Source organism: Actinomadura sp. K4S16 (genome assembly GCF_008327685.1).
Taxonomy (GTDB): domain Bacteria; phylum Actinomycetota; class Actinomycetes; order Streptosporangiales; family Streptosporangiaceae; genus Spirillospora.
Genome location: NZ_BDDE01000011.1, coordinates 767399 through 790429, shown reverse-complemented (window position 1 = coordinate 790429; position 23031 = coordinate 767399). Strand labels below are relative to the sequence as shown.

The window sequence follows — 23031 nt, the reverse complement described above, 5'->3', positions numbered from 1 at the left end:
GGGCGGGGGGAGGAGGCGTCAGGTGAGGAGGGGCCGGGCGAGGTCGGGGCGCGCGTGGATGCGGACGATGTCGCGCCGCACGTCGTCCGCGCCGGGCATCCGGCTCGCCGGCATCCGCACCGCGGCCGCGCCCCAGGCGAGGCCCTCGGCGAGGGCGCGGGGGCCCCGGGCTCCGGCGGCGAGGAACCCGGCGAGCAGGGCGTCGCCCGCGCCGACGGTGCTGCGCGGGCGGGCGACGGGCGCCTCGCCGGTGAGCACGCCGTCGCCGTCGACGAGCACCGCGCCCTGCGGGCCCAGGCTGACCAGGACGGCGCGGGCCCCCCACGCCCGCAACTGCTCCGCCGCCTCGACCGCGTCGGCCACGGTGTCGACCGGGCCGCCCGCGGCCTCCGCGAGCTCCTCCCGGTTCGGTTTGACCAGGTCGGGCGCGGCGGCGACGGCGGCGCGCAGCGCCGGGCCGCTGGTGTCGACCGCGACGCGGACGCCGCCCGCCGCGAACCGGCGGCACATCCGCGCGTAGGTGCCGTCCGGCACGCCCGGCGGCAGGCTGCCGCAGCCGACGATCCAGCTGGCGGAGCCGGCCGCGGCCGCCACCGCGGCGCCGACCTCGTCCAGCTCCCCGGGCGACAGGGGGCCGCCGGGCTCGTTCAGCTTGGTGACGACGCCGCCGGGCTCGACGATCGTGACGTTGGACCGGGTCCGCCCGCCGACGCGGACGGCGTGCACCCGCAGGCCCTCGGTCTCCAGCAGCCGGCGCAGCTGGTCGCCGTCCGCGCCGCCCACCGCGACCACGGCGGCGGACCCGACGCCGTTGGCCAGCAGCGCGCGGGACACGTTGACGCCCTTGCCGCCCGGGTCCAGCCGTGCGGACCGGGCCCGGATGACCGCGCCGCGGGTCAGCACGTCCACCTCGATCGTGCGGTCGAGGCTGGGGTTGAGCGTCACCGTCACGATCATGCGCCGCCCGCTCCCGGCTCCATGTGGATTCCCTTCTGTTTGAGTTTGATTTTCTTTGTTTTAGTTCTGTTTGCCGCCGGGGTCAAGAGGGGGCGGGGCCCGAAATCCGGCGAGCGGGGCCGAGGGCGGGGGCGGACGCGGGAAGAACCGGCCGGGTCATGGTCGTCTTGTCCGTCGGTGGGCAGGATGATCTGTGGTGGGCGGAGCGATGCGCGAGGCGGAAGGGGCGTCGTGGTCCGGAGCGAGGCGGTCGCGTCCGGGACGGGGGGCGAGCGGGACGGGGGACGTGCCGCGTCGGCCGCGCGGGAGATCGCCGCGGCGCTGGCCGTCCTGGTGGTGTACCTGGTGTTCACGCACGCGTTCAGCGGGGACCGCGCCGCCAGCGACGCGCACGGGCGCGCGCTGCTCGACTTCGAGCGTTGGGCGCGCCTGGACGCCGAGCGCGCGCTCAACGACCTGCTCGCCCGGCACGGGCGGCTCGGGGCCGTCGCCGCGTGGGAGTACGCCACGACATACGTGATCGGCACCTTCGGATTCCTCGCCTACCTGTGGTGGAGGCGGGACCCGGCGTACGCGTGGGCGCGCAACACGCTGATCTGGGTGACGCTGATCGCGATCTGCTGCTTCGCGCTGTGGCCCACGACCCCGCCGCGGCTGCTGCCGGGCGAGGGCTACACCGACGTCATCGCGATGCACCACCCGCCCGCCACCTGGGGCACCGAGATGGTGTCCGCGGGGGCGAACCCCTACGCGGCGATGCCGAGCCTGCACATCGGCTGGGTCGCCTGGATCGGGGCCGCCGCGCTGCGGGCCCGGTGCGGCGCCGTCCTCACCTGGCTCTGCGCGCTGCACCTGGTCGTGACCGGACTGGTGATCGTCTCCACCGCCGCGCACTACGTCGTGGACATCCCCGGCGGGCTCGTGCTCATCCCGGCCGCCGCCGGCGCGGAGCGGCTGCGCGCCGGCCTCGCGGGCGCGCGCCGCCCGCCGGACGCCGGCACCGGGCGGGCCCCCGGGACGCGGCAGCGGATCGCCGCCGCCGACTCCTTCTTCCTGTACGTCGAGAGCGAGAACGTCCCGCAGGTCGTGGGCGGCGTCGCCGAGTTCGACGGCCCGGGCCCCTCGGCCGAGCGGGTGCGCGCGCTGATGCGCGAGCGGCTGCCCCATCTGCCGCGCCTCACCCAGCGGGTGCGGTCCGGCGGCGTCCTGCGGCGTCCGCGCTGGGTGGAGGCCGGCGCCGTCGACCTGGGCCGGCACGTCCAGGAGGTGGACCTCCCGCCGCCCGGCGGGCGCGCCGCCCTGAACGGCCTCGTCGCCCGGCTGATCGCCGAGCCCCTCGACCGCGACCTGCCGCTGTGGCGGTTCTGGCTCGTCCGCGGCGGACCCGGCGGCCGGGACGCCGTCGTGGTGCTGTTCCACCACGCCGTCGCGGACGGGATCGGCGTCGTCGACATCCTGCGCGGCATCCTCGAACCCCGCCTCCCGGAGGCGGTGCCGGAGCGCGGCCCCCGGGGGCTCGCGCGCGCCGCCGCCGTCCTGCCGGGGCTGGTCCTGCTCGGCCTCGACGGGACCGCCCCGACCGTGTCCGTCACCGGCGCCCTCGGCCCCGAGCGCGTCTTCGGCACCGCCTCGCTGCCGCTCGACCGCGTCCGGGACGTCGCCCGCGCGGCCGGCGTCCGGGTCACCGACGTGCTCCTCGCGCTCGTCGGCGAGACCTTCGCGGACGTGCTGGACGGGCGCGGCGAGCGGCCCGGCGGCCGCCCCCTGCGCGCCGCCGTGCCGATGACCCTGCGCGTGCCCGCGCCGCCCGGCCGGGGCCGAACGGCCGTGCCCGGCAACCTGACCGCCGCGCTGCGGCTGGACGTCCCGGTCGGGCCGATGCCCGCCCGCGACCGCCTCGCGGCCGTGCACGCGGCGGCCGAACGGCGCCGCAGATCCGGCCGGGCGCCCGCGAGCACCGCCGCGATGCGCCTGATGGGCGCGCTGCCGCCGCCGCTGCACGCCCGCGCGGCCCGCCGGACCTACCGCGCCCGCTTCTTCGGCGGCATCGTGTCCAACATGCCGGGACCGCCGCTGCCGATGTCGCTCGCGGGCGCGCCGCTCGGGGACGTCCACCCGATCCTGCCGCTCGCCGACGGGGTGCCGTTCGCCGTGGGCGCGCTGAGCTGGAACGGGGCGCTGCACGTCTCGGTCACCGGCGAGCCCGGGATCCTGCCCGAGTCGGCGCGGCTGCCGGACGGACTGGAGCGGGCGTTCGCGCGGCTGGCCGCGGCCGTGGAGGCGGCGGGCGCCGGCAGCGGCGCGCAGAGCGGGACGGCCTGATGGCCTGGGCGATCGGCTTCAGCCTGCTCGCGGCGCTGCTGTTCGCCGCCGCGGCGGCGCTGCAGTACCGCGCCGCGAGGCGGGCGGTGCACGGCGGATCGGACGCGTCCGCCGCCCACGGGCTGATCCGCCGGCTGGTCCGCGACCCGGTGTGGCTGACCGGGTGGGGGGTCAACCTCGCCGGGTTCTGCGCGCAGGCCGTCGCGCTGCACTTCGGGTCGACCGCCGTCGTCCAGCCGCTGCTGGTCACCCAGCTGGTCTTCACGATCGCGCTCGGCACGATCGGCACGGGGCGCCGCCCCGCGCGGCTGGACCTGCTCGGCGGCATCGCGGTGTCCGCGGGCCTCGCCGTCCTGTTCACGGTGCCGGGCGCGATCCCGCCCCAGGGCGAGCCCTCCAGGCCGCGGATCCTCCTCGCCGGGCTCGTCGCCGCGCCCGTCGTCCTCCTGCTGTCCCGGGCGGCGTGGCTGCGCAAGGGCCCGGTGCGGGCCGCGCTGCTCGGCGTCTGCGCCGGCCTGTGCTTCGCGGCGACCGCCGTGCTGATCAAGCTCACCACCGCCGACCTGGTCGATCGCGGCGTCGCGGCCACCGCGGTGGACTGGCCCGGCTACGCGCTGGCGGGCAGCACGCTGCTCGGCCTGGTCCTCGAGCAGCGGGCGTTCGCGGCCGGGTCGCTGCCCGCCGCGATGACCGCGATGACGATGACGAACCCCATCGCCTCCTACCTGGTGGCCGCCTTCGCCTTCCAGACGCTGCCGCCCCGGACGGCCGCCGCGTTCACGGCCCTGTCGTGCAGCGTGCTCCTGCTCACCGGAGGCGTCGCGCTGCTGTCGCGGTCCGCGCACGCGGCGCGGGAGGGCGATACGGTGCCCGAACCCTCCTGAAAGGACATCCCTTGATCACCCGACGCGCCCTCGTCCTCGGCGGGCTCGGCGGCATCGGCGCCGTCGCGGCCACGGGCGGCACCGCCTACGCGCTGGTGGAGAACGAGGTCCTCCCCGGAAAGGTCCGGCTCGACCGCGCGCTCGGCAGGTGCGGCGACGCGCCCGCGCCGCCCGCCGCGTCCGTCGAAGTCGAACCGGTGACGTGGCGCTCCGCCCGCCGCGGCACGACCGTCACCGCGACCATCGTCCCGCCCGCCGCGAACCGGCCGCTGCGCGGCCTGCCGGTGGTCGTCGCGCTGCACGGCACCGGTGAGACCGGCTCGTCCCTCGTGCGGAACCTGGCACTGGACCACTACCTGCCCGACGCCGTCGCGCGCGGCGGGGTCCCCCCGTTCGCCCTGGTGAGCGTCGACGGCGGGCGCGACACCTACTGGCACCCCCGCGCCGGCGGCGACGACCCCCTCGGCATGGTCGTGGACGAGCTGCTGCCGCGGCTGCGCGAGCGCGGCGCCCGGACCGACCGCGTCGGCGCCATCGGCTGGTCGATGGGCGGCTACGGCGCCCTCCTGCTGGCCCGCCGCCTCGGCCCCGCGCGCACGGCCGCCGTGGTCGCCGCGTCCCCGGCCCTGTTCGGCTCCTACGAGGACGCGATCGCCGCCAACCGCCGCTCGTTCGACGGAGCCGCCGACTACGACCGCAACGACGTCTTCCGCGCGCTGGACGAGCTGAAGGGCGTTCCGCTGCGCGTCGACTGCGGGACGAGCGACCCGTTCGCCGACCGGGTGCGCGAGTTCCGCGAGCGGGTCCGACCCGAGGGCGGGCTGGAGGGCGGCTGCCACGACGCGGCGTACTGGCGGCGGCGGCTCCGCCCCCAACTGGCGTTCCTCGGGCACCGCCTGGCCGCCCGCTGACCGCCGGTCACGCCGTCCGCTCGGCGCGGCCCGTCCGCACCAGCCAGCTCAGCAGCAGCATGAGGTCGAGGCGGCCGTCCGGCTCGGTGAACCGGCCGCCGGTCAGCTCGGTGATGCGGCGCAGCCGGTACCGGACGGTCTGCTCGTGGATGTGCAGCCGCTCGGCGGCGATCACCGCGTTGTCGCCGCACTGCAGGTAGGTCAGCAGCGTCTCGGCGAGCGGCTGCCGGCGCGCGGGCGGCAGCTCCAGCAGCGGCCCGAGCACGGCTCCGGCGGTCGCGCCGACGAGCTCGTCCGCCGTGAGGGTGGCCAGCGACGCGATGTGGTCCACGCACCGGACGGGGCCGCCGGCCGGAAGCAGGCCCCGCTCCGCCAGCGTCAGGGCGTGCCGGGCCCAGCGCAGCGAGACCGCGCCCTGCCCGACCGGGACGGTCGGGCCGACCGCCGCCGTGCCGAGCCTGCGCAGTGCCGGCCACAGCCGGTCCTGGCCGGGGCCCTCCGGGTCGGGCACCACGAGGAAGGGGACGGGCGCCTCCCAGTCGGCGAGCACGGCGGGCGGCAGGATCCGGGCCCCGGCGGGCGCCCCCGAGGGCAGCGCCACGAGCGCGATGCTCTTCGGCAGCTCCCACCGGGCCGCGACCGCCAGGTCGGCGATCGCCTCGTGCCCGGGCGGCGGTTCGGCGACCAGCAGGTCGCGGAGCCGGTCGCGGCGGCGCTCCCGCTCGGTCGCCAGCTGCCCCTGCTCGCGGGCGTAGCCCTGTGCGGCGGCGTCGGCGACCCGCGCCAGCAGCATGAACAGCGAGTCGGTCAGCCGGCCCAGCGTCTCGCGCGACCAGCCGAGCCGGTAGGCGTCCTTGATGAACCGGCGGCAGGCGACCTGGCTGCTCACGCGCATCGCGTTCTGCAGCGCCGCCAGGCTCCGGCCCTGCCGCGCCTCCTCCTCGCCGAGCCGCATGTACATCTCGGTGATCTTCCGCGCGTCCGCGGTCGGGTGGTCGACGGAGTCCACGAAGAACGCGACGGTGTCGCTGACCGTCCGCTCCACCCTCCGGGCGTACTCGCCCCCGTCGGCGCCGGCGTACTCGGGGACCTGGTCGCGGATCTCCCGCTCCATCTCGTCCACGGCGGCCTGGAGGTGCTGCCGCAGCACGTCGGGCAGCTCGGCGGGCATCGGCCCTTCTGTCATCCGTTGTCCGATCGGCGGGGTGGGCTCGGGCGAATCACCCTAGGCAAGAAAGCGCACCCTGTCATCACCCGTGCCGCCCCCGACCGGGCGGTCAGGGCCGGCGGTCAGGACGTGGCCGGCTGCGGCGCCGGGGCGGGGGCGGGGGCGGGGGAGCGCCGCCGCGCCGTCAGGCGGCGTCCGAGGTCCTGGGCGGGGCGCTCGACGTAGCGGTGGGCCAGCGCCGCCGAGGTGAGGACGGTCGCCAGCAGCACCACGCCCCACGCCGCCCGGACCGGCGCCGACAGGCCCCAGGTCTCGCGTCCGGCGGCGTGCCAGACCGCCTGGATGACCAGCGGGTGCAGCAGGTAGACCGAGTAGCTGACGAGGCCGAGCCACACGAGGACCCGCGGCATGGCGAGGTTCCGCAGGGCGAGGCCGGCCAGGAACGTCAGCCACGCGGCGCCCACGGCGATGGACCAGTCCAGGCCGAGGGGGTTCGGGTTGGCGTGCAGGGCCCAGCTGGTCGGCGCGCGCATGCCCGCCGCCAGCGTCAGGACGGGGACGATCGCCACCATCGCGGCGGCGCGGCCGGGCCGGAGGCGCCCGTCCTGGATGCCGCGGATCGCGGTCCCGGCGAACATGGTGGCGATGATGCACAGGCTCTCGATGGCGCCGATGCGGCTGTTCAGCACCAGCAGGACGAGGGCCAGCGCGGCCACCACGGCGACGCCCGCCCGCCGCAGCCCGCGGTTCCGGCTGACCATGGCGGCCAGCCCGCCGGCGAGCAGGAGCGCGGCGGCCAGGACCGTCCCGCCCGGCCATCGGGAGGCCAGCAGCCCGGACGGCAGCGCGACCCCCAGGATCGCCGCCCCCACCCCGAAGCCGAGGGCCACCCGGGCGCTGGCGCGGTGCACGCCGGCGACGAACATTGCCGTCACGAGGAGGTAGAAGACCATCTCGTAGGACAGCGTCCAGAAGACGTTGACGACGTTCGGCACGCCCAGCAGGTCCTGCAGCATCGTCAGGTGCGCCAGCGCGGACGCCCAGGGCCGGTCGCCGATCGGCGCGGGCAGCCCGTAGGAGAGGCCGGCCGCCCCGAGCACCAGCGCGAGCGCCACCGCCACGCCCCATGCCGGATACAGCCGGAAGAACCGCCCGGCCCAGAACTGCCGGACGCTGCCGCGCCGCTCCAGCGAGAACGGCACCACGTAGCCGCTGACGAGGAAGAACACGAACACCCCGTACCGGCCGAAGTCGAACCACGGCCCGGTGGCCTGGCGGACCTCGGGCAGCAGCACGTCCAGGGAATGCTCGAACACCACCACCAGTGCGGCGAGGCCGCGCAGCGCGTCCAGCCAGCCCATGCGGGGCGCCCGCGCCGGGGGAGCGCCGATCGTCTTGTCCGGAGGGGTGAGGGTGTTCGTCGGCATCCGGGCCACGATAGGGGCCGAACCGTTACCGTTTCTAACGGGCAAATGAGATTTCTCTGAATCGCGGTTCCTCTCGCTGACACAGCGTCACGGCGTCCGGACGCCGGAGGAGCGTCGGGAGCAGGGCGGCCGCGGCGAACCGGAGGCGGCCGCCGGGCCGGACGGCGGACCGAATGGGTGTGAGCAACCCCACAACCGTGCTCAGCGGATGCCGACGGCGCCGTACATGACCGGTTCGCTCGCGGGCCCGTCGGCGGCGAGCGGCGTCACTCCGGGCGGCAGCGGGCGGAACGGCCCGAGGAGCCGCGCGACCTCGGCGCCGCCCCGCGGACGCACCGGGAGGGAGGTCGCCTCGCGGTAGAGCCGCGCGGCCTCGCCGACCGCGCCGGGGGCGAAGTCGGCCGTGGCGTGCGAGACGACCAGCGCGCTGCCGGGCGCGGTCGCCGCCGCGAGCCCGGCGACGATGTCCTCCGCGCCGGGGACGAAGTGCAGGACGCTGGAGAACACCAGCGCGACCGGCTCGGCGGGGTCGATCAGCCGCCGGACCTCGGGGCTGTCCATGATCGCGCCGGGGTCGCGGATGTCGGCCGGCAGCGCCGCGAGGTTCCCGCCGTCGATGAGCAGGGCGCGGGCGTGCGCGATGACGAGCGGGTCGTGGTCGACGTAGACGACGCGGGTGCCGCCGGTGCGGCGCGCCGCCATCTGGTGCACGTTGTCGGCCTTCGGCAGGCCGCAGCCCAGGTCGACGAACTGCCGCACGCCGCGTCCGGCGAGCAGCGCCACGGAGTCCGCGAGGAAGGCGCGGGCGGCGCGGGCGGCGCCCGCGGCCTGCGGCAGGACCCGCAGGATCCGCTGCGCGAGGTCCCGGTCGGACGCGTAGTTGTCCTTGCCGCCGAGGAGGTAGTCGTGTACGCGTGCCGGACCCGGCCTGTGCAGGGCGAGCGGCGTCTCCGGCGCCCTCGCGCGGACCATGGGCATGGTGCTTCACCTGTCGCCTTCACCAGAGGGGGTCGGTGCAATGGCTCACTTGCGACGGTAGGCCCGCGGGCCGGGTCCGGGGCCGCCGCGTCCGGTGGTCGGGCCGAAACCCGCCGCGCGCGTGGCCGCATCGGGCCAACCGGGTTTGGCGCGCGCCCGCGCGGGGTCTGCGGCGGACTGCCGCGGGGCGGGCCTTTCTCGCCGCATGGACATTCCTGACAATGGCCTTTTCTGGCCATGACAACCACTTAACCGGAGATGCCGGGCCGCGGTGGAGAGCCCCGGGGTCAGCGCTCGGGGTCGCGCCACATGAGCCAGACCGGCGGGCACCCCTTGCCCGGCAGCGGCAGCTCGCGCGTCACCCGGAAGCCGAACCGCTCGTAGTAGGGGACGTTCAGCTCCTTCGAGGACTCCAGGTAGGCGGGCAGGCCCTCGGCGTCGCAGCGGTCGAGCCGCGAGCGCAGCAGGGCGGCGCCGAGGCCGTTGCCCTGCGCCGGGGGATCGGTGCCGAGCACCGCCAGGTACCAGTGCGGCTCGGGCGGGTGGTGCTTCTCCATGGCGCCGAGCGTGCGGAGGGTGGCGGGCGTCCTCGCGCCGAGGATGCGCAGCAGCGGCACCGCGTGGGCCGCCTGCAGCCGCAGGGGCACGCTCCACCGGCCGGGCGGGTCCCACAGCGCGGCGGCCTCCGGCGCGTCCCCGCGCCCGGCGGCCTCGGTGGCGCCGTGGGGGAGGTGCACCCGGCGCAGCAGGATCCCGAACAGCGCGGTCATCCGCCGCACGCGGGTGGCGTCGTCCGGCAGGAGCCAGCGCCAGACCGGGTCGTCGTCGAAGGCGCGTCCGAGGACGGCCGCGAGCGTGTCGGCGTCGGCGTCGGCCGCCGTGCGGACGGCGGGTGACGGGCGGGGCTCGGTCGTCATGCGCGGCCTCCTCGGGGACGCGCTGATCCTCACCGGCGCGCGGCCCCGCGTCAAGGAGGCGTCACGCGCGGGCGCAGTGCTCCGCCCGCGCCGCCGCCAGGTCGTCCAGGACGAGCGAGACGCCGATCCCGACCAGCCAGGTGTCCTTCGCGAGCGGGATGCCCTGCGGGGAGGGTCGCAGCCCGCGCCCCTGCCGCATGCCGGGCAGCCGCAGGTACAGGCCGGCCAGCCCAGAGGAGAAAGCAGTGAGCGCGGCCCCCGCGAGCAGGGAGGGCACGAGCGGGACCAGCAGCGCGGTGCCGAGGGCGACCTCCGCCCTGCCGAGCATGCGGGTGAAGTCCTTCGGGTCCTTCGACTCCAGGAACGGGTAGGCGGTCTTCGCCGTCCCGTGGGTCTGTTCGGCGGCCCCCTCCAGGTCCTGGAGCTTCGACAGGCCGGAGTTCAGGACGAACGCGCCGACGGCCAGCCGGACGGGCATCTGGTGAGCGCGGGCTAGAAGACGCATCGTTCCCCATTAGCGATCGGAAGACCGGGCGCAGGGCATCATTCCCGCCGGCCGCCCCCTCCACCTGATGGCCGGGTCAAGTCTCGGCCTGCCTTCGCGCGGAGGCGAGCCGCCGCGCGGGGCGGGCTACCACGCGGGGAGCAGGCGCCCGCCCGCGGATGCTCCGCGCGGGGCAGCGGGGAAGCCTCCGGGCGGCCGACGACGGCGCCGGTGCCGCCGTCGCACGATCGGTGCGTCGTCGAGAGAGCCGGGAGCGTTCAATGTCCACCGTCCAGTCGCGGCCGGCGGCCGCGGGGCAGCTGTGGCGGCCGGGGCCGCCGGTCCGCAAGACCGTCACCGTCGTGCACGTGGTCGCCTCCGTCGCGCTGCTGGGGGAGGTGTGGGGCCTCGTGCTGCTGAACCTGACCGCGACGCTGACCTCGGACGGGACGCTCGCCCATTCCGCTTACCGCCTGATGAGCGTGCTGGTGTTCGGGGGAGGCATCCCGCTCAGCCTCACCTCCCTCGCCACCGGCGTCGCGCTCGCCACCGGCAGCGCCTGGGGCCTGGCACGGCACTACTGGGTGCTGGCCAAGCTGGTGCTGCTGATCGCGGTGATCCTCGCCGGGATGCTGCTGTTCACGCCCGAGGCCATGGCGGACGCCGCCGCGGGCGGGGCGGACCCGTCCGCCGGACGGCAGTGGTGGCAGGTGGCGGTCGTCTCCTGCCAGGTCGTCATGCTGCTCACCGCCACCGCCCTCTCGGTGTTCAAGCCCCGCGGCCGGGTCGGCGGGCGGCGCGCCCGCTCATGAGGCCGCCCGCCCGTCCGGCAGCCGCTCGGCGACCGTCCGCAGCGCCTCCACGCACGCCCGGACCGCCGGGCGGTCCGACCCGGTCCGCCACGCCGCGAGGACCTTGCGGCGGACGGCGGGCCGGGTCGCGACGATGCGGACCCCGTCCGGGACGGGGTCGCGGCCGAGCCGGGGGACGAGCGCGGCGGCGAGGCCGGCGGAGACGAAGGCCAGCTGGGTGGGGTAGTCGGCGACGTTGCAGGCGATGTCGGGCTCCACGTTGTGCTCGCGCAGCGTCTGGACGAGCTGCCGCTCGCAGGTCCCGCCCGCCGTCCACGCGGCCCAGCGCGTCCCGCCCAGCTCGTCCAGGCCGACCGCGCGGCGCCGGGCCAGCGGGTGGCCCGCCGGGAGCGCCACGTCGATGACGTCGGACGCCAGCAGGACGTTGGACACCGACGCGGGGAACGGCGTGACGAAGGTGTCCCAGCTCTCGACGACCGCGACGTCGATGTCGCCGCGCGCGAGGGCGGGCAGGATGTGCTCGCTCTCCCCCTCCAGCAGGGTCGGGGCGATGCCGGGATGCCGCTCGCGCAGCGCGGTGAGCGCGGCGGGCAGCACCGAGCGCGCCGCCGTCACGAACGAGCCGAGCCGCAGCGGCCCGACGACGGCCTCGCGCAGCCCGTCGAGCTCGGCCGCGGCGGCCGCCAGCTGGGCCATGACGCGCTCGGCGTGCCCTGCCAGGACGTGCCCGGCCCGGGTGAGCCGGACGCCCCGCCCCCGCGGTTCGAGCAGGCGGTGGCCCGTCTCGCGCTCCAGCTTGGCGAGCTGCTGCGACACCCCCGAGGGCGTCACGTGCATGGCCTCCGCGGCGGCCGCGATCGAGCCGTGCACGGACACCGCGTGCAGGGCGCGCAGCCGCTCCAGGTTCATCGTCACGGTAGCGATGCTACCGATCTTCGCTTACGAACATTCGCTTGTGCTAACTGATCGAGTGACGGCAGCGTGGGGGCGTGCGAAGGACCGATCCGCGGCTGCTCGTGATCGCCGGAGCCGCGTTCATCTCGTTGTCGGCGATCCTGTTCCGGCTGTCCGGCGTCTCGTCCGGCACGGCGGGGTTCTTCCGGTGCGCGCTCGCGCTGCCGGTGCTGGCGCCGCTCGCCCTCCGCGAGCGGCGCCGGGCGGGGCCGCGGCGCCGGGGCGGCGTCGACGTGCTCGCGGGAGTGCTGCTCGGCGCCGACTTCGTGCTGTGGGGCGCGTCGATCGACGGCGTCGGCGCGGGGATCGCGACGGTCCTGGTGAACGTGCAGGTCGTCGTGGTGCCGCTGCTGGCGCTCGCGGTGTTCGGGGAGCGGCCCTCGCGCGCCTTCGCCCCGGCCGTGCCGGTGATGCTGACCGGCGTCGCGCTGGCCGGCGGTCTCGCGGGGCACGGCACGGGAGGGACGGACCCGGTCCTCGGATCGCTGTTCGGGTTGGGCGCCGGGCTGGCCTACGGCGGCTACCTCTTCCTCACCCGCGTCGCCGGGCGCGGCCAGGAGCACCGGGCGCAGCCCGTCCTGCTGTCGACGCTCGGCGCGGGAGCGGCCGCGCTCGCGGTCGGCGGGCCGTGGCAGGGCGTCGACCCCGCGCCGGGCTGGCCCGCGCTCGGCTGGCTCGCCGCGCTGGCCATGACGGGGCAGGTGTGCGGCTGGGTGCTCATCGGCGCGGCGCTTCCCCGGCTCGGCGCCGACGTCGCCGGGACCCTCCTGCTCCTCCAGCCGGTGCTGGCGGTCGCCCTCGGCGCGGTGGTCCTGGGCGAGCGGCCCGGCGCCGCGCAGATCGCCGGCTGCGCCCTCGTCGTCGCCGCCGTCCGGCTGGCCGGCAGGGGTAGCGTTGCTCCGCGTGACGACTCCGGAGTGGGCTCCCGAGCGCGAGGTCACGGCCGGACTGGCGGGCGCCCTGATCGGGCGGAGGTTCCCTGAGCTCCGCGGCGCCCCGGTGGAGGGCCTCGCCGCCGGCTGGGACAACACCGTCTTCCTCGTCGGCGGGGACTGGGTGTTCCGCTTCCCGCGCCGGCAGATGGCGATCGCCGGGGTCGAGCGCGAGATCGCGGTGCTGCCCGTCCTCGCCCGGCGGCTGCCGCTGCCGGTGCCCGTGCCGCGCTTCGTCGGGGAGCCGTCGGACGACTTCCCCTGGCCGTTCTGGGGCGGGCGGCGGATCCCGGGCCGCGAGCTCGCCGACGTCCGGCCGCCGGACGAGCGGCGGGTCGTCCTCGCCGCCGAGACCGGGGCCTTCCTGCGGACCCTGCACGACCCGGCCCTGGCCCGCGAGGCGGGGGAGGGGCTGCCCCTCGATCCGATGGGGCGCGCCGACCCCGCCGAGCGCGCGTCGCGGACGTACGACCGCCTCGACGCCCTCGCCGCCCGCGGGCTGTGGAAGCGCGATCCGGCCGTCGGGGAGTTCCTGGCCGCGGCCGAAAGCTGGGGCGCACCGGGCGGCGACCCGGTGGTCGTCCACGGCGACCTGCACGTCCGGCATCTCCTGCTCACCCCGGACGGGCACGCGGCAGGAGTGATCGACTGGGGCGACGTCTGCCTCGCCGCCCCCGCCGTGGACCTGTCGCTGGCCTACGCGGGGTTCGCGGGCGCCGCACGGGAGGCGCTCCTGGCGGAGTACGGGCCGGTCCCGGTGGACCAGGAGGCCGCCGCGCGCACCCTGGCGCTGAACCTCGCCGCGACGCTGGCCGAGTACGCGGCGTCCACCGGGCGGGAGGCGCTGCTGGCCGAGGCGCTGGCCGGGATCGGCCGGGCCGTCGGCTGAGCCGGGCTCAGGGGCGCATGTAGACGCGGATCGCGGTGCCGTCCGGCCCGGTGTGGACGCGGACGAGGTCGGCGAGGTGGTTGACCATGAGGATGCCCCGGCCGCCGTGCGGGCTCATGTCCGCCGGGCGGCGTCCGGCGAGCGGATCCCTGATGTTCCCGGCGTCCCGGACCTCGCAGACGACGTGCCCGTCCTCCGTCCAGAGCCGCGCGGTGCCCTCGCCGCCGCCGTGCAGGCACGAGTTGGCGGCCAGCTCGTTCACCGCGAGCTCGAGGTCGCCGACGGCGGCGGCGCCGAGGCCGAACCGCTCGCCCCAGTAGCAGGCGAACTCGCGGACCACGGGGAGCGCGTCGAGGTCGAAGCTCATCGCGACCGCCTCGGCCGGCTCGGGCAGCGGGAGGTTGTAGTCGCTGATGACGCGGTGCGGCGCGTAGTCGCCGCTCGGGTGCTCGCCGTGCCGGTCGATCACGACCGGGTGGGTGGCTCGGGCGTCGGCGACCGCCACCGGGGCCAGCCGCGCCGTGTCGTAGGGGCACAGGATGCTCGCCTCGCGCCCCGCGAAGGCCAGGTTGATCAGGGCCTCGTGCTGCGCGCAGGCGGGGTACTCGGTCGCCGAGCGGCCGGGCCAGACCGGCTCGCCGATGATCCGCGCCCGGCCTCCGGCGTGCCGGTCGGCGAAGCGCCGCAGCACGCCCGGGATGATGCGCCCGGGGTTGCGGCCCGCCGTCGCCATGTCGAGCCAGGTCACCTTCGCGGCGGCGAGGCCGAGAGAGCCGCGGAGCAGGGCCAGGCGGTCGCCCGGCACCGCCACGGCCACCGGCTCGCCCGCTCCGAGCCCGGCGCGGATGAACGGCAGGGTGCCCGCGAGGTACTCCTCGTCGCCGTGGTAGAAGAGCGCCTGGTGGACGAAGGCGTCCGCGCGGGGCGCGCCCGTCCTGCCGGGCCCGAGCCTCATCGCGGGGTCGCTCCGTATGGTCCTGCCGTCGCGTGCATCCGATCGAGGGTACGCGCTGGCGGGAAGCCGTGCGAGCAGGGTCATGCGGACGTCCCCCGAGGTCAGCCGAATCCTTGGTCCGAATCGGCGGTACCCGCGAAGTGGACCTCGAAAACAGACGAATTCCGGACCAATCGCGTTCGGGGCCGTCACCGCCCGCTCTGCGGGACGGGGTCAGCGGTCGCGCAGCAGGACGGCGTCGACCACGTCGGTCAGCCGGCCGCGCCTGCGGTACGCGCGGCGCTGCCGTTCCGCGCCGGTCCCGTCCGCGGCGAGGCGCCGGAGGCCGCGGGCGACGGCGTCGAGGTCCCCGGCGGATCGCAGCGCGGGCAGCACGTGCGCCAGCAGGTCGCCGGCCAGCGCGCCGAAGTCCGCGGGGCGGCCCGTGCGCACGTCCACGCCCCGCCCGGCGAGCCCGTGCCGCGCCGCCAGCCAGTAGGCCGCGCGCAGCATCTCCTGGGGCGGGTCGGGAGCCCGCTCGCCGGCGTCCACCGCGTCGGACGACACCTGTACCAGCGCCCGGACCAGCGCGGCGAACACCGCCGCCTCGTCGGCGGTCGAGGCGACGTCCGCGAGCCGCACCTCGAGCGTGGGCAGCCGCGCCGACGGCCGGACGTCCCAGAAGATGGTCCCGGTGTCCATCAGGGCGCCGCACTCCAGCAGCGTCCCGACGAGGTCGTCGTAGTGGCCGGCGGACGCGAGGTAGGGCGGCGGTCCCGCCACCGGCCACCGCGCCCAGGCCAGCGCCCGCCAGCAGGCGTGGCCGGTGTCGCGCCCGGCCCAGTAGGGGGAGTTCGCCGTGAGGGCCAGCAGCGTCGGCAGCCAGGGGCGCAGGTGGTTGCTGACCTGGACGGCGCGCTCGCGGTCCGGCATCTCGACGTGGACGTGGCACGAGCAGATGCTCTGCTCGTCGTCCAGGCCCCGGTAGACGGCGAGGCTCTCGGCGTAGCGGGCGCCGCGGCCGATGGGGGCGGGCACGAGGTCGCCCAGCACGGGCGTCCCGGTCGCGGCGAGCCGGACGCCCTCGGCCGCCGCGGCGGCGGCCATCACCGCCCGCATCGAGCGGATCTGCTCGTCCAGCTTGTCCAGGTCGTCGCACGGCGAGGTCTTGGCCTCGGCGAGGTAGGCGACCAGTTCCGTGGAGGTGCGCTCGCCGAGCGCCGGCTCCGCCCGGCGCACCACCGCCGGGGCGCGCGGGGCGACCTCACGGGAGACGGGATCGACGACGAAGTACTCTTCCTCGATTCCGAATCGCAGGGCCATCCCACCACCTCGGGCTCGGGGGCGACGCAGGCGGCCACGGTCCCCTCGAAAGTACGTCGCCGCCGCGGCGTCCGCACCTGCCGGACGGTCCGGAATAGGGGGAAAAGGGACTCTTGGCCCTATTTTGACCCGGCGCTGAGCGGGCATGGTGCGGTCAGGCGCAGCGAGGGAAGGGGAGGTGAGGTCCGGTGTACGGGTCGACTCCGATCGGCGTGCTCGTCATCCTGGCCGCCGTCGCGGTGTTCCTCATGGTCGGGCTGTTCTACCTCGGCGACAAGCGGAAGGGCCCGCCCAACGGCTCGGATCGCGGCCGCTGAGACGGGCCCCGGCGCATGCCGCGCGGGCTCCCGGCGCCGTCAGGGGCCGGGGTCCACGAAGTACATCGACAGCGCGATGAGGTGCGTGACGACGACCACGCCGATGCCGAAGAAGAACAGCATCTTGGCGGGGCCGTGGGGGAAGACGGACCCCGGCTTGAGCGGACCGCGTTCGCGCTGCCGCGCGGCGATCCGCTCCTCGATGGGCGGCCGGCCGAACACCGCTACTGCCGGGGCTCGTCGACGACGACGTCGGTCATGATGTCGACGGCCAGCGCGATGATGCCGCCGATCACGGTCACCGCGGCGCCGACCCCGAACACGACCCAGTCGGGGCCCAGCGTGATGCCGACGCCGCCGATGGCGAAACCGACGAAGATGATGGCCACGGCGACCCAGGACCTGGGGCGCCCGGCGTGGCTGCCAGTCGACATGCGTTCGTCTTCCCTCTGCATGGTTCGGGGGTTGGGGTCTACGACGCCGAACTCTAGCAACGCCCCTCGCCACAGGGCCTTTCGGGGTACCCGGAGATCGCCGGGGCGGGCGGCGGGCACCGCCGGCCCGGGCGCGCGGGGACTCCGGCCGCGCCCCGGTCCCGCGTACTGGTCAGCGGGACCCGGTTTCGAGCCGGATTCGGCCGCTCGCCTACGATCCAGGCATGACGGTGCCGCCTGAGGAACTCGAACTGGCCGCCGCCTTCCCCACGGCCGACCGCGACCGGTGGCGGGAGATGGTGAAGGGGGTGCTGCGCAAGTCCGGCGCGGCGGGCGAGGACACCCCCCTCGACGAGATTGAGGGTCTGCTGACCCGCGAGTCGTACGACGGAGTGCCGATCGCCGCGCTCTACACGCGCGACGACGCGCCGCCGGGACGTCCCGGACTGGCGCCCTACGTGCGCGAGGTGCGCCCCGACGGGGAGGGCATCGCGGGATGGGACGTCCGGCAGCTGCACGCCCACCCCGACCCGGCCGTCGTCCGGGACGCGGTGCTCGCCGACCTGGAGAACGGCGCCACCTCGCTCTGGCTGCGGCTCGGCGAAGGCGGCATGCCCGTGTCCGCGCTCCCCGAGGCGCTGCGGGGCGTCCTGCTCGACCTGGCGCCCGTCGTGCTGGACGCGGGCGCGGCGGCGGGCGAGGCCGCGGAGGCGTTCCTGTCGCTGGTCACCGAGCGGGGGAACGCGGCCGAAGCCGCCGGCAACCTCGGCGCCGACCCGCTCGGCCTCGCGGCGCGCACCGGGACGGCCGGATCGCTGGACGAGGCCGCCGGGCTCGCCGCGCGCTGCGTCCGCGACTTCCCGAAGCTGCGCGCGGTCGTCGCCGACGGGACCCCGTACCACGACGCGGGCGGCGGTGACGCCGAGGAGCTCGGCGCCGCCGTGGCGGCCGGCGTCGCGTACCTGCGCGCCCTGACCGGCGCCGGGCTGAGCGTGGACGAGGCGTTCGGGCAGATCGAGTTCCGCCTCGCCGTCAACGCCGACCAGTTCGCCTCGATCGCCAAGCTCCGCGCGGCGCGCCGCCTGTGGGCGCGGGTCGCGGAGGTCAGCGGCGCCGCCGAGGGCGCCGCCGCGCGCGTCCACGCGGTCACCTCGTCGGCGATGATGACCCGGCGCGACCCGTGGGTGAACATGCTGCGCACCACCGTCGCGGCGTTCGCCGCCGGGGTCGGCGGCGCGGACGCGGTCACCGTCCAGCCGTTCGACGCCCGCCTCGGCCTGCCGGACGGCTTCGCCCGCCGCATCGCCCGCAACACCCAGACGCTGCTGCTGGAGGAGTCGAGCCTCGCCCGCGTCGTCGACCCGGCGGGCGGCTCCTGGTACGCCGAGAGCCTCACCGAGGGGATCGCCCAGGCGGCCTGGACCTGGTTCACCGAGATCGAGAAGGCCGGTGGACTGGCCGCCGCGCTCGACTCGGGCCTGGTCGCCCGCCGCCTCGCCGCCACCTGGGAGCGGCGCCGGAAGGACATCGCCCGGCGCAAGGCGCCGCTCACCGGCGTCAGCGAGTTCCCGAACCTGAGCGAGACCCTTCCCCCGCGCGACCCCGCGCCGCCGGCGCCCGGCGGCGGCCTCCCGGTCGTCGCCTACGCGCAGGACTTCGAGGCGCTGCGCGACCGCTCCGACGCCCACGCGCGGGCCACCGGCGCCCGCCCGAAGGTCTTCCTGGCGACGCTCGGGCCGATCGCCGTCCACACGGCGCGCGCGTCGTTCGCCGCGAACCTCTTCCAGGCGGGCGGGATCGAGACGGTCGCGGGCGCCCCCGAGGAGTTCGGGGCGTCCGGCGCCGCCGTCGCCTGCCTCTGCTCCAGCGACGCCCTGTACGGGGAGCAGGCCGCGGAGGCCGCGCGGATCCTGCGCGCCGCGGGCGCGGTGAAGGTCTGGCTGGCGGGTAAGGGAACCTACGAGGGGGTCGACGCCCGCGTGTACGCCGGGTGCGACGCGATCGAGGTGCTGGAGACCACCCTCCACGATCTGGGAGTGAACGAATGATCCCCGACTTCACCGAGGTCGAGCTCGGGACCGCGCCCCCCGCCGACGAGGCCGCCAAGCGGTGGCGCGCCGCGGTCGAGGGCGCCACCGGCGCCGCCCCCGAGGCGCAGACCTGGGACACCCCGGAGGGCATCGGCGTCAGGCCCCTCTACACCGGCGACGACCTGGCCGGGCTCGACTTCCTCGGCACCTATCCGGGCATCGCGCCGTTCCTGCGCGGCCCCTACCCGGCGATGTACGCCACCCAGCCGTGGACGATCCGGCAGTACGCCGGCTTCTCCACAGCCGAGGAGTCCAACGCGTTCTACCGCCGCAACCTCGCGGCCGGGCAGAAGGGCCTGTCGGTGGCCTTCGACCTGGCCACGCACCGCGGCTACGACTCCGACCACCCGCGCGTGTCCGGCGACGTGGGCATGGCCGGGGTCGCGATCGACTCCATCTACGACATGCGGCAGCTCTTCGACGGCATCCCGCTGGACCGGATGAGCGTGTCGATGACCATGAACGGCGCCGTCCTGCCCGTCCTCGCGCTCTACATCGCCGCCGCGGAGGAGCAGGGGGTGAAGCCGGAGGCGCTGGCGGGGACCATCCAGAACGACATCCTCAAGGAGTTCATGGTCCGCAACACCTACATCTACCCGCCGCAGCCGTCCATGCGGATCATCTCCGACATCTTCGCGTTCACCTCGCAGCGGATGCCGAAGTACAACTCCATCTCGATCTCCGGCTACCACATCCAGGAGGCCGGGGCCACCGCCGACCTGGAGCTCGCCTACACGCTCGCCGACGGCGTCGAGTACATCCGCGCCGGACGCGAGGCGGGCCTCGACATCGACGCGTTCGCGCCCCGCCTGTCCTTCTTCTGGGCGATCGGGATGAACTTCTTCATGGAGGTCGCCAAGCTCCGCGCCGCGCGGCTGCTCTGGGCGCGGCTGGTGAAGACGTTCGAGCCGCGGAACCCGAAGTCGCTGTCGCTGCGGACCCACTCGCAGACGTCCGGCTGGTCGCTGACCGCGCAGGACGTGTTCAACAACGTCGCCCGCACCTGCATCGAGGCCATGGCCGCCACGCAGGGCCACACCCAGTCGCTGCACACCAACGCGCTGGACGAGGCGCTCGCGCTGCCGACCGACTTCTCGGCCCGCATCGCCCGCAACACCCAACTGCTCCTGCAGCAGGAGTCCGGGACGACCCGCACGATCGACCCCTGGGGCGGCAGCGCCTACGTCGAGCGGCTCACCTACGACCTAGCCCGCCGCGCCTGGGGCCACATCACCGAGGTCGAGCAGGCCGGAGGCATGGCGAAGGCGATCGACGAGGGGCTGCCCAAGCTGCGCATCGAGGAGGCCGCCGCCCGCACCCAGGCCCGCATCGACTCGGGGCGGCAGCCGGTCATCGGCGTCAACAAGTACCGCCCCGACACCGAGCAGGAGATCGAGGTCCTCAAGGTCGACAACGCCTCCGTCCGCGCCCAGCAGATCGACAAGCTGCGCCGGCTGCGCGAGGAGCGCGACGAGACCGCGACGCGGGCCGCGCTGGACGCGCTCACCCGCGCCGCCGAGGCCGCCGAGAACGGCACCCGCCCGAACGACCTGGGGCACAACCTGCTCGCGCTCGCCATCGACGCCGCCCGGGCCAAGGCGACCGTCGGCGAGATCTCCGACGCACTGGAGAAGGCCTACGGGCGTCACGCGGCGCAGATCCGTACGATCTCCGGTGTGTACCGGGAGGAGGCGGGCCAGGTGACGGGCATCGAGCGGGCGCGGGCCGCGACCGCCGCGTTCGAGGAGGCCGAGGGCCGCCGGCCCCGCATCCTCGTGGCCAAGATGGGGCAGGACGGCCACGACCGCGGGCAGAAGGTGATCGCGACCGGGTTCGCCGACCTCGGCTTCGACGTCGACGTGGGCCCGCTGTTCCAGACCCCCGCCGAGGTGGCCCTGCAGGCCGTCGAGGCCGACGTGCACATCGTCGGCGTCAACTCGCTCGCCGCCGGCCACCTGACGCTGGTCCCCGCGCTGCGCGAGGAGCTGGCCGCGCTGGGCCGCGACGACATCATGATCGTCGTCGGCGGGGTCATCCCGCCCGGGGACTTCGACGAGCTGCGCGCGGCCGGCGCCTCGGCGATCTTCCCGCCCGGCACCGTCCTCGCGGACGCGGCGGCCGGCCTGCTGGAGGAGCTCACCGAGCGGCTCGGCCACGCCGCGCCAGAGAGCGCCTGAGGAGTGCCGGGCGGAGACGGCGCCGTGGAGCACCAGGCGGAACCGGAAGGAGCACGGTGAGCGCGCCGGGCGTCGACGACTACGCGGCCGGGGTGCGGGACGGGTCGCGGGCGTGGATCGCGCGGGCGATCACGCTCGTGGAGTCGGCCCGCCCGGACCATCGGGAGCTGGCGCAGAAGCTGCTGGTCGAGCTGACCCCGCACGCCGGGAGCGCCCGCCGCGTCGGGATCACCGGCGTGCCCGGGGTCGGCAAGTCCACGTTCATCGACGCGCTCGGCACCCGGCTGACGGGGGAGGGGCACAAGGTCGCGGTCCTCGCGGTGGACCCGTCCTCCACACGGACGGGCGGCAGCATCCTCGGCGACAAGACCCGCATGCAGCGCCTCGCCACCGACCCGGGCGCGTTCATCCGGCCCTCGCCCACCGCGGGGACGCTCGGCGGCGTCGCGAAGGCCACCCGCGAGGCGATGGTGGTCATGGAGGCCGCCGGGTACGACGTCGTCCTGGTCGAGACGGTCGGCGTCGGGCAGTCCGAGACGGCCGTCGCCGAGATGGTCGACTCCTTCCTGTTCCTCACCCTCGCCCGCACCGGCGACCAGCTCCAGGGGATCAAGAAGGGCGTGCTGGAGCTGGCCGACGTCATCGCCGTGAACAAGGCCGACGGCGAGCACCGGAGGGAGGCCGAGCGCGCCGCCCGCGAGCTGGCGGGCGCGCTGCGGCTGCTGCGCAGCGACGAGCGCGTCCGGAGCACGCGGGTCCTGACGTGCAGCGCCAAGGAGGGCACCGGGCTGGAGGAGGTGTGGGGCGCGCTCGTCGAGCACCAGGACCGGCTCCGCGAGTCCGGGGAGCTCGAGGCCCGGCGCCGCCGCCAGCAGGTCGGCTGGACGTGGGAGCTGGTCCGCGACCGCCTGCTGTCCGACCTGCGCGGGCATCCCGGCGTCCGGGAGCTGGCACCCGGCCTGGAGCGGGAGGTCGCGGACGGCGCGCTGACGCCCGCGCTCGCCGCCGAGCGGATCCTGGAGGCGTTCTCGCGAGACCGCTGAGCCGGGTTCCCGTACGTCCGAAACCATGGGTTGTGCCAGGTCCCGGTCGCGGCGGGCGGGGATCAGGTACAAAAGTCGGATGGACGTCATCGCGCTCGAGGATCCGACGGACGCGCAGATCCGGGAGTGGCACTCGGTGCTCGCCGCCGTCCACGCGGCCGAGCCGGCCGGCGACCCCGCGCCCGACCCGGAGCGGACGGCGCGGCTGCTGCTCGGGGCGGAGGCCGGCTCGCGGCAGCGGCTGTGGGCGGCCGCCGGCGGTCCCGGGGCGGGCGGCGCCCTGGTGGCGGTGGCGGCGCTGCGGCTGCCCGGCGAGCCGGGCGCCGACCGGCCCGGCGAGATCGACATCCAGGTCCGCCCCGAGCACCGGCGGCGCGGGCTCGGCGGCCGCCTGCTCGCCGCGGCCGCGGCCGGCCTGCGCGCCGACGGCCGCTCCAGCGTGATCGCCCAGGTCCTCGCGGGCACCCCGGCCGTCCCGTTCCTGGAGTCGCACGGCTTCGAGTGCGTCCTGACCCTGCGCGGCATGCTGCTGCGGCTGGACGAGGTCCCCGCCGAGCGCGTGGCGCGGCTGCTGGCGGAGGCGCCCGCCGGGTACCGGCTCGTGCGCTGGAAGGGCGCGGTGCCGGACGAGCACGCCGACGCCCTCGCCCGCGCCAAGCACGCCATGGCGGACTTCGCCGAGTACGAGGGGTCGCCGTGGGACGCCCACCGCGTCCGCGAGATGGCCGAGATCGTCGCCAAGCGCGGCGACGACCTGTACACCGTCGCGGCGCTGTCCGGCGGCGTCATCGCCGGGTTCACCGAGGTCGTGGTGCCGGCGGGGTGCGCCGGGCGCGCGGCGCAGTATGACACGGCGGTGCTGCCCGAGCACCGCGGCCGGCGCCTCGGCATCTGGGTGAAGGCCGCGATGCTGCGCTGGCTCGGGGAGGAGTGCCCCGGGGTGCGGGAAATCGAAACAGACAATTCCGGCGACAACGCCCACATGCTCGCCGTGAACGAGGAGCTCGGCTTCCGCCTGGAGCGCGAGTCCCTGGAGTACCAGGCCGCGGTGTCCGCCCTCCCCGCCACCGGTTCCTGA

Annotated in this window: 22 protein-coding genes; 11 read left to right on the top strand and 11 right to left on the bottom strand. The window is 76.0% G+C overall.

Translation table 11 applies throughout. From position 1 onward, the window contains the following. Positions 1-18: 18 nt before the first annotated feature. Positions 19-957 (bottom strand): 1-phosphofructokinase, encoded by a 939-nt coding sequence (gene pfkB, locus K4S16_RS10875; protein ID WP_149258703.1) that lies wholly within the window; start codon positions 955-957, stop codon positions 19-21. Positions 958-1188: 231 nt separating this feature from the next. On the opposite strand from pfkB, the gene K4S16_RS10870 reads away from it, so the two are divergent. The 3 genes from K4S16_RS10870 to K4S16_RS10860 are packed head-to-tail and all read left to right on the top strand — an operon-like array spanning position 1189 to position 5074. Beyond that, positions 1189-3279 (top strand): phosphatase PAP2 family protein, encoded by a 2091-nt coding sequence (locus K4S16_RS10870; protein ID WP_160160878.1) that lies wholly within the window; start codon positions 1189-1191, stop codon positions 3277-3279. Continuing rightward, a complete protein-coding gene (locus tag K4S16_RS10865) occupies positions 3279-4163 on the top strand; it encodes a DMT family transporter (protein WP_149258701.1) in 885 nt (294 codons plus the stop codon). Before K4S16_RS10870 ends, K4S16_RS10865 begins: the two co-directional genes overlap by 1 nt. Before the next feature lie 11 nt (positions 4164-4174). After that, positions 4175-5074, top strand: coding sequence for an alpha/beta hydrolase family protein (locus tag K4S16_RS10860; protein WP_200841795.1), 900 nt, complete (start codon positions 4175-4177; stop codon positions 5072-5074). A gap of 7 nt (positions 5075-5081) precedes the next feature. Here the strand turns inward: K4S16_RS10860 and K4S16_RS46420 are convergent, their stop codons facing one another. The 5 genes from K4S16_RS46420 to K4S16_RS10835 all read right to left on the bottom strand — a co-directional run bounded on the left by K4S16_RS46420 (position 5082) and on the right by K4S16_RS10835 (position 10069). After that, positions 5082-6245: a helix-turn-helix domain-containing protein gene (locus K4S16_RS46420; protein ID WP_160160877.1), complete on the bottom strand. Its 1164-nt coding sequence runs from the start codon at positions 6243-6245 to the stop codon at positions 5082-5084. Positions 6246-6364: 119 nt separating this feature from the next. Continuing rightward, the gene (locus tag K4S16_RS10850) at positions 6365-7669 is read right to left on the bottom strand and encodes an acyltransferase (RefSeq protein WP_149258699.1); all 1305 of its coding nucleotides are present in this window, start codon (positions 7667-7669) and stop codon (positions 6365-6367) included. Between the two features lie 201 nt (positions 7670-7870). Further along, positions 7871-8647 carry an SAM-dependent methyltransferase gene (locus K4S16_RS10845; RefSeq protein WP_149258698.1) on the bottom strand — a complete coding sequence of 259 codons (777 nt, stop codon included), beginning with the start codon at positions 8645-8647 and terminating at the stop codon, positions 7871-7873. Positions 8648-8934: 287 nt separating this feature from the next. Further along, positions 8935-9564, bottom strand: coding sequence for a GNAT family N-acetyltransferase (locus K4S16_RS10840; RefSeq protein WP_149258697.1), 630 nt, complete (start codon positions 9562-9564; stop codon positions 8935-8937). Between the two features lie 61 nt (positions 9565-9625). Beyond that, complete coding sequence (locus K4S16_RS10835) at positions 9626-10069, bottom strand: DoxX family membrane protein (RefSeq protein ID WP_149258696.1); 444 nt, start codon at positions 10067-10069, stop codon at positions 9626-9628. Between the two features lie 260 nt (positions 10070-10329). Between K4S16_RS10835 and K4S16_RS10830 the strand changes: the two genes are divergently transcribed. Then, positions 10330-10860: a DUF2269 domain-containing protein gene (locus K4S16_RS10830; RefSeq protein WP_149258695.1), complete on the top strand. Its 531-nt coding sequence runs from the start codon at positions 10330-10332 to the stop codon at positions 10858-10860. On the opposite strand, the gene K4S16_RS10825 is transcribed toward K4S16_RS10830, so the two are convergent. Beyond that, on the bottom strand, positions 10855-11769 hold the full coding sequence (locus K4S16_RS10825) for a LysR substrate-binding domain-containing protein (protein ID WP_149258889.1): 915 nt from the start codon (positions 11767-11769) through the stop codon (positions 10855-10857). The two genes, K4S16_RS10830 and K4S16_RS10825, sit on opposite strands and share 6 nt — an antisense overlap. Positions 11770-11849: 80 nt before the next feature. On the opposite strand from K4S16_RS10825, the gene K4S16_RS10820 reads away from it, so the two are divergent. Next, entirely contained in the window at positions 11850-12797 is a 948-nt protein-coding gene (locus K4S16_RS10820) for a DMT family transporter (protein WP_149258694.1), read from the top strand. Continuing rightward, positions 12718-13635 (top strand): phosphotransferase, encoded by a 918-nt coding sequence (locus K4S16_RS10815; RefSeq protein ID WP_235036702.1) that lies wholly within the window; start codon positions 12718-12720, stop codon positions 13633-13635. The genes K4S16_RS10820 and K4S16_RS10815 overlap by 80 nt, the downstream gene beginning before the upstream one ends. A 7-nt stretch (positions 13636-13642) precedes the next feature. On the opposite strand, the gene K4S16_RS10810 is transcribed toward K4S16_RS10815, so the two are convergent. Then, positions 13643-14590, bottom strand: coding sequence for a sensor histidine kinase (locus K4S16_RS10810; protein ID WP_149258693.1), 948 nt, complete (start codon positions 14588-14590; stop codon positions 13643-13645). 213 nt (positions 14591-14803) lie between these two features. After that, positions 14804-15892: a glutamate--cysteine ligase gene (locus tag K4S16_RS10805; RefSeq protein ID WP_149258692.1), complete on the bottom strand. Its 1089-nt coding sequence runs from the start codon at positions 15890-15892 to the stop codon at positions 14804-14806. 188 nt (positions 15893-16080) lie between these two features. Between K4S16_RS10805 and K4S16_RS46415 the strand changes: the two genes are divergently transcribed. Next, positions 16081-16209 carry a hypothetical protein gene (locus K4S16_RS46415; RefSeq protein WP_268843221.1) on the top strand — a complete coding sequence of 43 codons (129 nt, stop codon included), beginning with the start codon at positions 16081-16083 and terminating at the stop codon, positions 16207-16209. A 39-nt stretch (positions 16210-16248) separates the two neighbouring features. Here the strand turns inward: K4S16_RS46415 and K4S16_RS10800 are convergent, their stop codons facing one another. Beyond that, positions 16249-16431, bottom strand: coding sequence for a hypothetical protein (locus K4S16_RS10800; protein WP_149258691.1), 183 nt, complete (start codon positions 16429-16431; stop codon positions 16249-16251). Positions 16432-16433: 2 nt separating this feature from the next. Continuing rightward, positions 16434-16643: an HGxxPAAW family protein gene (locus K4S16_RS10795; protein ID WP_149258690.1), complete on the bottom strand. Its 210-nt coding sequence runs from the start codon at positions 16641-16643 to the stop codon at positions 16434-16436. A 224-nt stretch (positions 16644-16867) separates the two neighbouring features. Here K4S16_RS10795 and K4S16_RS10790 point away from each other — a divergent pair, with 224 nt between their 5' ends. The 4 genes from K4S16_RS10790 to K4S16_RS10775 all read left to right on the top strand — a co-directional run bounded on the left by K4S16_RS10790 (position 16868) and on the right by K4S16_RS10775 (position 23031). Continuing rightward, the gene (locus K4S16_RS10790) at positions 16868-18691 is read left to right on the top strand and encodes a methylmalonyl-CoA mutase family protein (protein WP_149258689.1); all 1824 of its coding nucleotides are present in this window, start codon (positions 16868-16870) and stop codon (positions 18689-18691) included. After that, entirely contained in the window at positions 18688-20910 is a 2223-nt protein-coding gene (gene scpA / locus K4S16_RS10785) for a methylmalonyl-CoA mutase (protein WP_149258688.1), read from the top strand. The genes K4S16_RS10790 and scpA overlap by 4 nt, the downstream gene beginning before the upstream one ends. A gap of 56 nt (positions 20911-20966) precedes the next feature. Further along, entirely contained in the window at positions 20967-21953 is a 987-nt protein-coding gene (gene meaB / locus K4S16_RS10780) for a methylmalonyl Co-A mutase-associated GTPase MeaB (RefSeq protein WP_149258687.1), read from the top strand. A gap of 79 nt (positions 21954-22032) precedes the next feature. Then, positions 22033-23031 carry a GNAT family N-acetyltransferase gene (locus tag K4S16_RS10775; RefSeq protein ID WP_149258686.1) on the top strand — a complete coding sequence of 333 codons (999 nt, stop codon included), beginning with the start codon at positions 22033-22035 and terminating at the stop codon, positions 23029-23031.

Excerpts from the sequence above, each read along its gene's own strand:
- K4S16_RS10810 (WP_149258693.1), bottom strand. The coding sequence starts at position 14,590 with ATGAGGCTCGGGCCCGGCAGGACGGGCGCGCCCCGCGCGGACGCCTTC.
- K4S16_RS10775 (WP_149258686.1), top strand. The coding sequence starts at position 22,033 with ATGGACGTCATCGCGCTCGAGGATCCGACGGACGCGCAGATCCGGGAG.
- K4S16_RS10825 (WP_149258889.1), bottom strand. The coding sequence starts at position 11,769 with ATGAACCTGGAGCGGCTGCGCGCCCTGCACGCGGTGTCCGTGCACGGC.
- K4S16_RS10805 (WP_149258692.1), bottom strand. The coding sequence starts at position 15,892 with ATGGCCCTGCGATTCGGAATCGAGGAAGAGTACTTCGTCGTCGATCCC.
- K4S16_RS10840 (WP_149258697.1), bottom strand. The coding sequence starts at position 9,564 with ATGACGACCGAGCCCCGCCCGTCACCCGCCGTCCGCACGGCGGCCGAC.
- K4S16_RS10790 (WP_149258689.1), top strand. The coding sequence starts at position 16,868 with ATGACGGTGCCGCCTGAGGAACTCGAACTGGCCGCCGCCTTCCCCACG.
- K4S16_RS10850 (WP_149258699.1), bottom strand. The coding sequence starts at position 7,669 with ATGCCGACGAACACCCTCACCCCTCCGGACAAGACGATCGGCGCTCCC.
- K4S16_RS10795 (WP_149258690.1), bottom strand. The coding sequence starts at position 16,643 with ATGTCGACTGGCAGCCACGCCGGGCGCCCCAGGTCCTGGGTCGCCGTG.
- scpA (WP_149258688.1), top strand. The coding sequence starts at position 18,688 with ATGATCCCCGACTTCACCGAGGTCGAGCTCGGGACCGCGCCCCCCGCC.
- K4S16_RS10830 (WP_149258695.1), top strand. The coding sequence starts at position 10,330 with ATGTCCACCGTCCAGTCGCGGCCGGCGGCCGCGGGGCAGCTGTGGCGG.
- K4S16_RS10845 (WP_149258698.1), bottom strand. The coding sequence starts at position 8,647 with ATGCCCATGGTCCGCGCGAGGGCGCCGGAGACGCCGCTCGCCCTGCAC.
- K4S16_RS10835 (WP_149258696.1), bottom strand. The coding sequence starts at position 10,069 with ATGCGTCTTCTAGCCCGCGCTCACCAGATGCCCGTCCGGCTGGCCGTC.
- pfkB (WP_149258703.1), bottom strand. The coding sequence starts at position 957 with ATGATCGTGACGGTGACGCTCAACCCCAGCCTCGACCGCACGATCGAG.
- K4S16_RS46420 (WP_160160877.1), bottom strand. The coding sequence starts at position 6,245 with ATGCCCGCCGAGCTGCCCGACGTGCTGCGGCAGCACCTCCAGGCCGCC.
- K4S16_RS10865 (WP_149258701.1), top strand. The coding sequence starts at position 3,279 with ATGGCCTGGGCGATCGGCTTCAGCCTGCTCGCGGCGCTGCTGTTCGCC.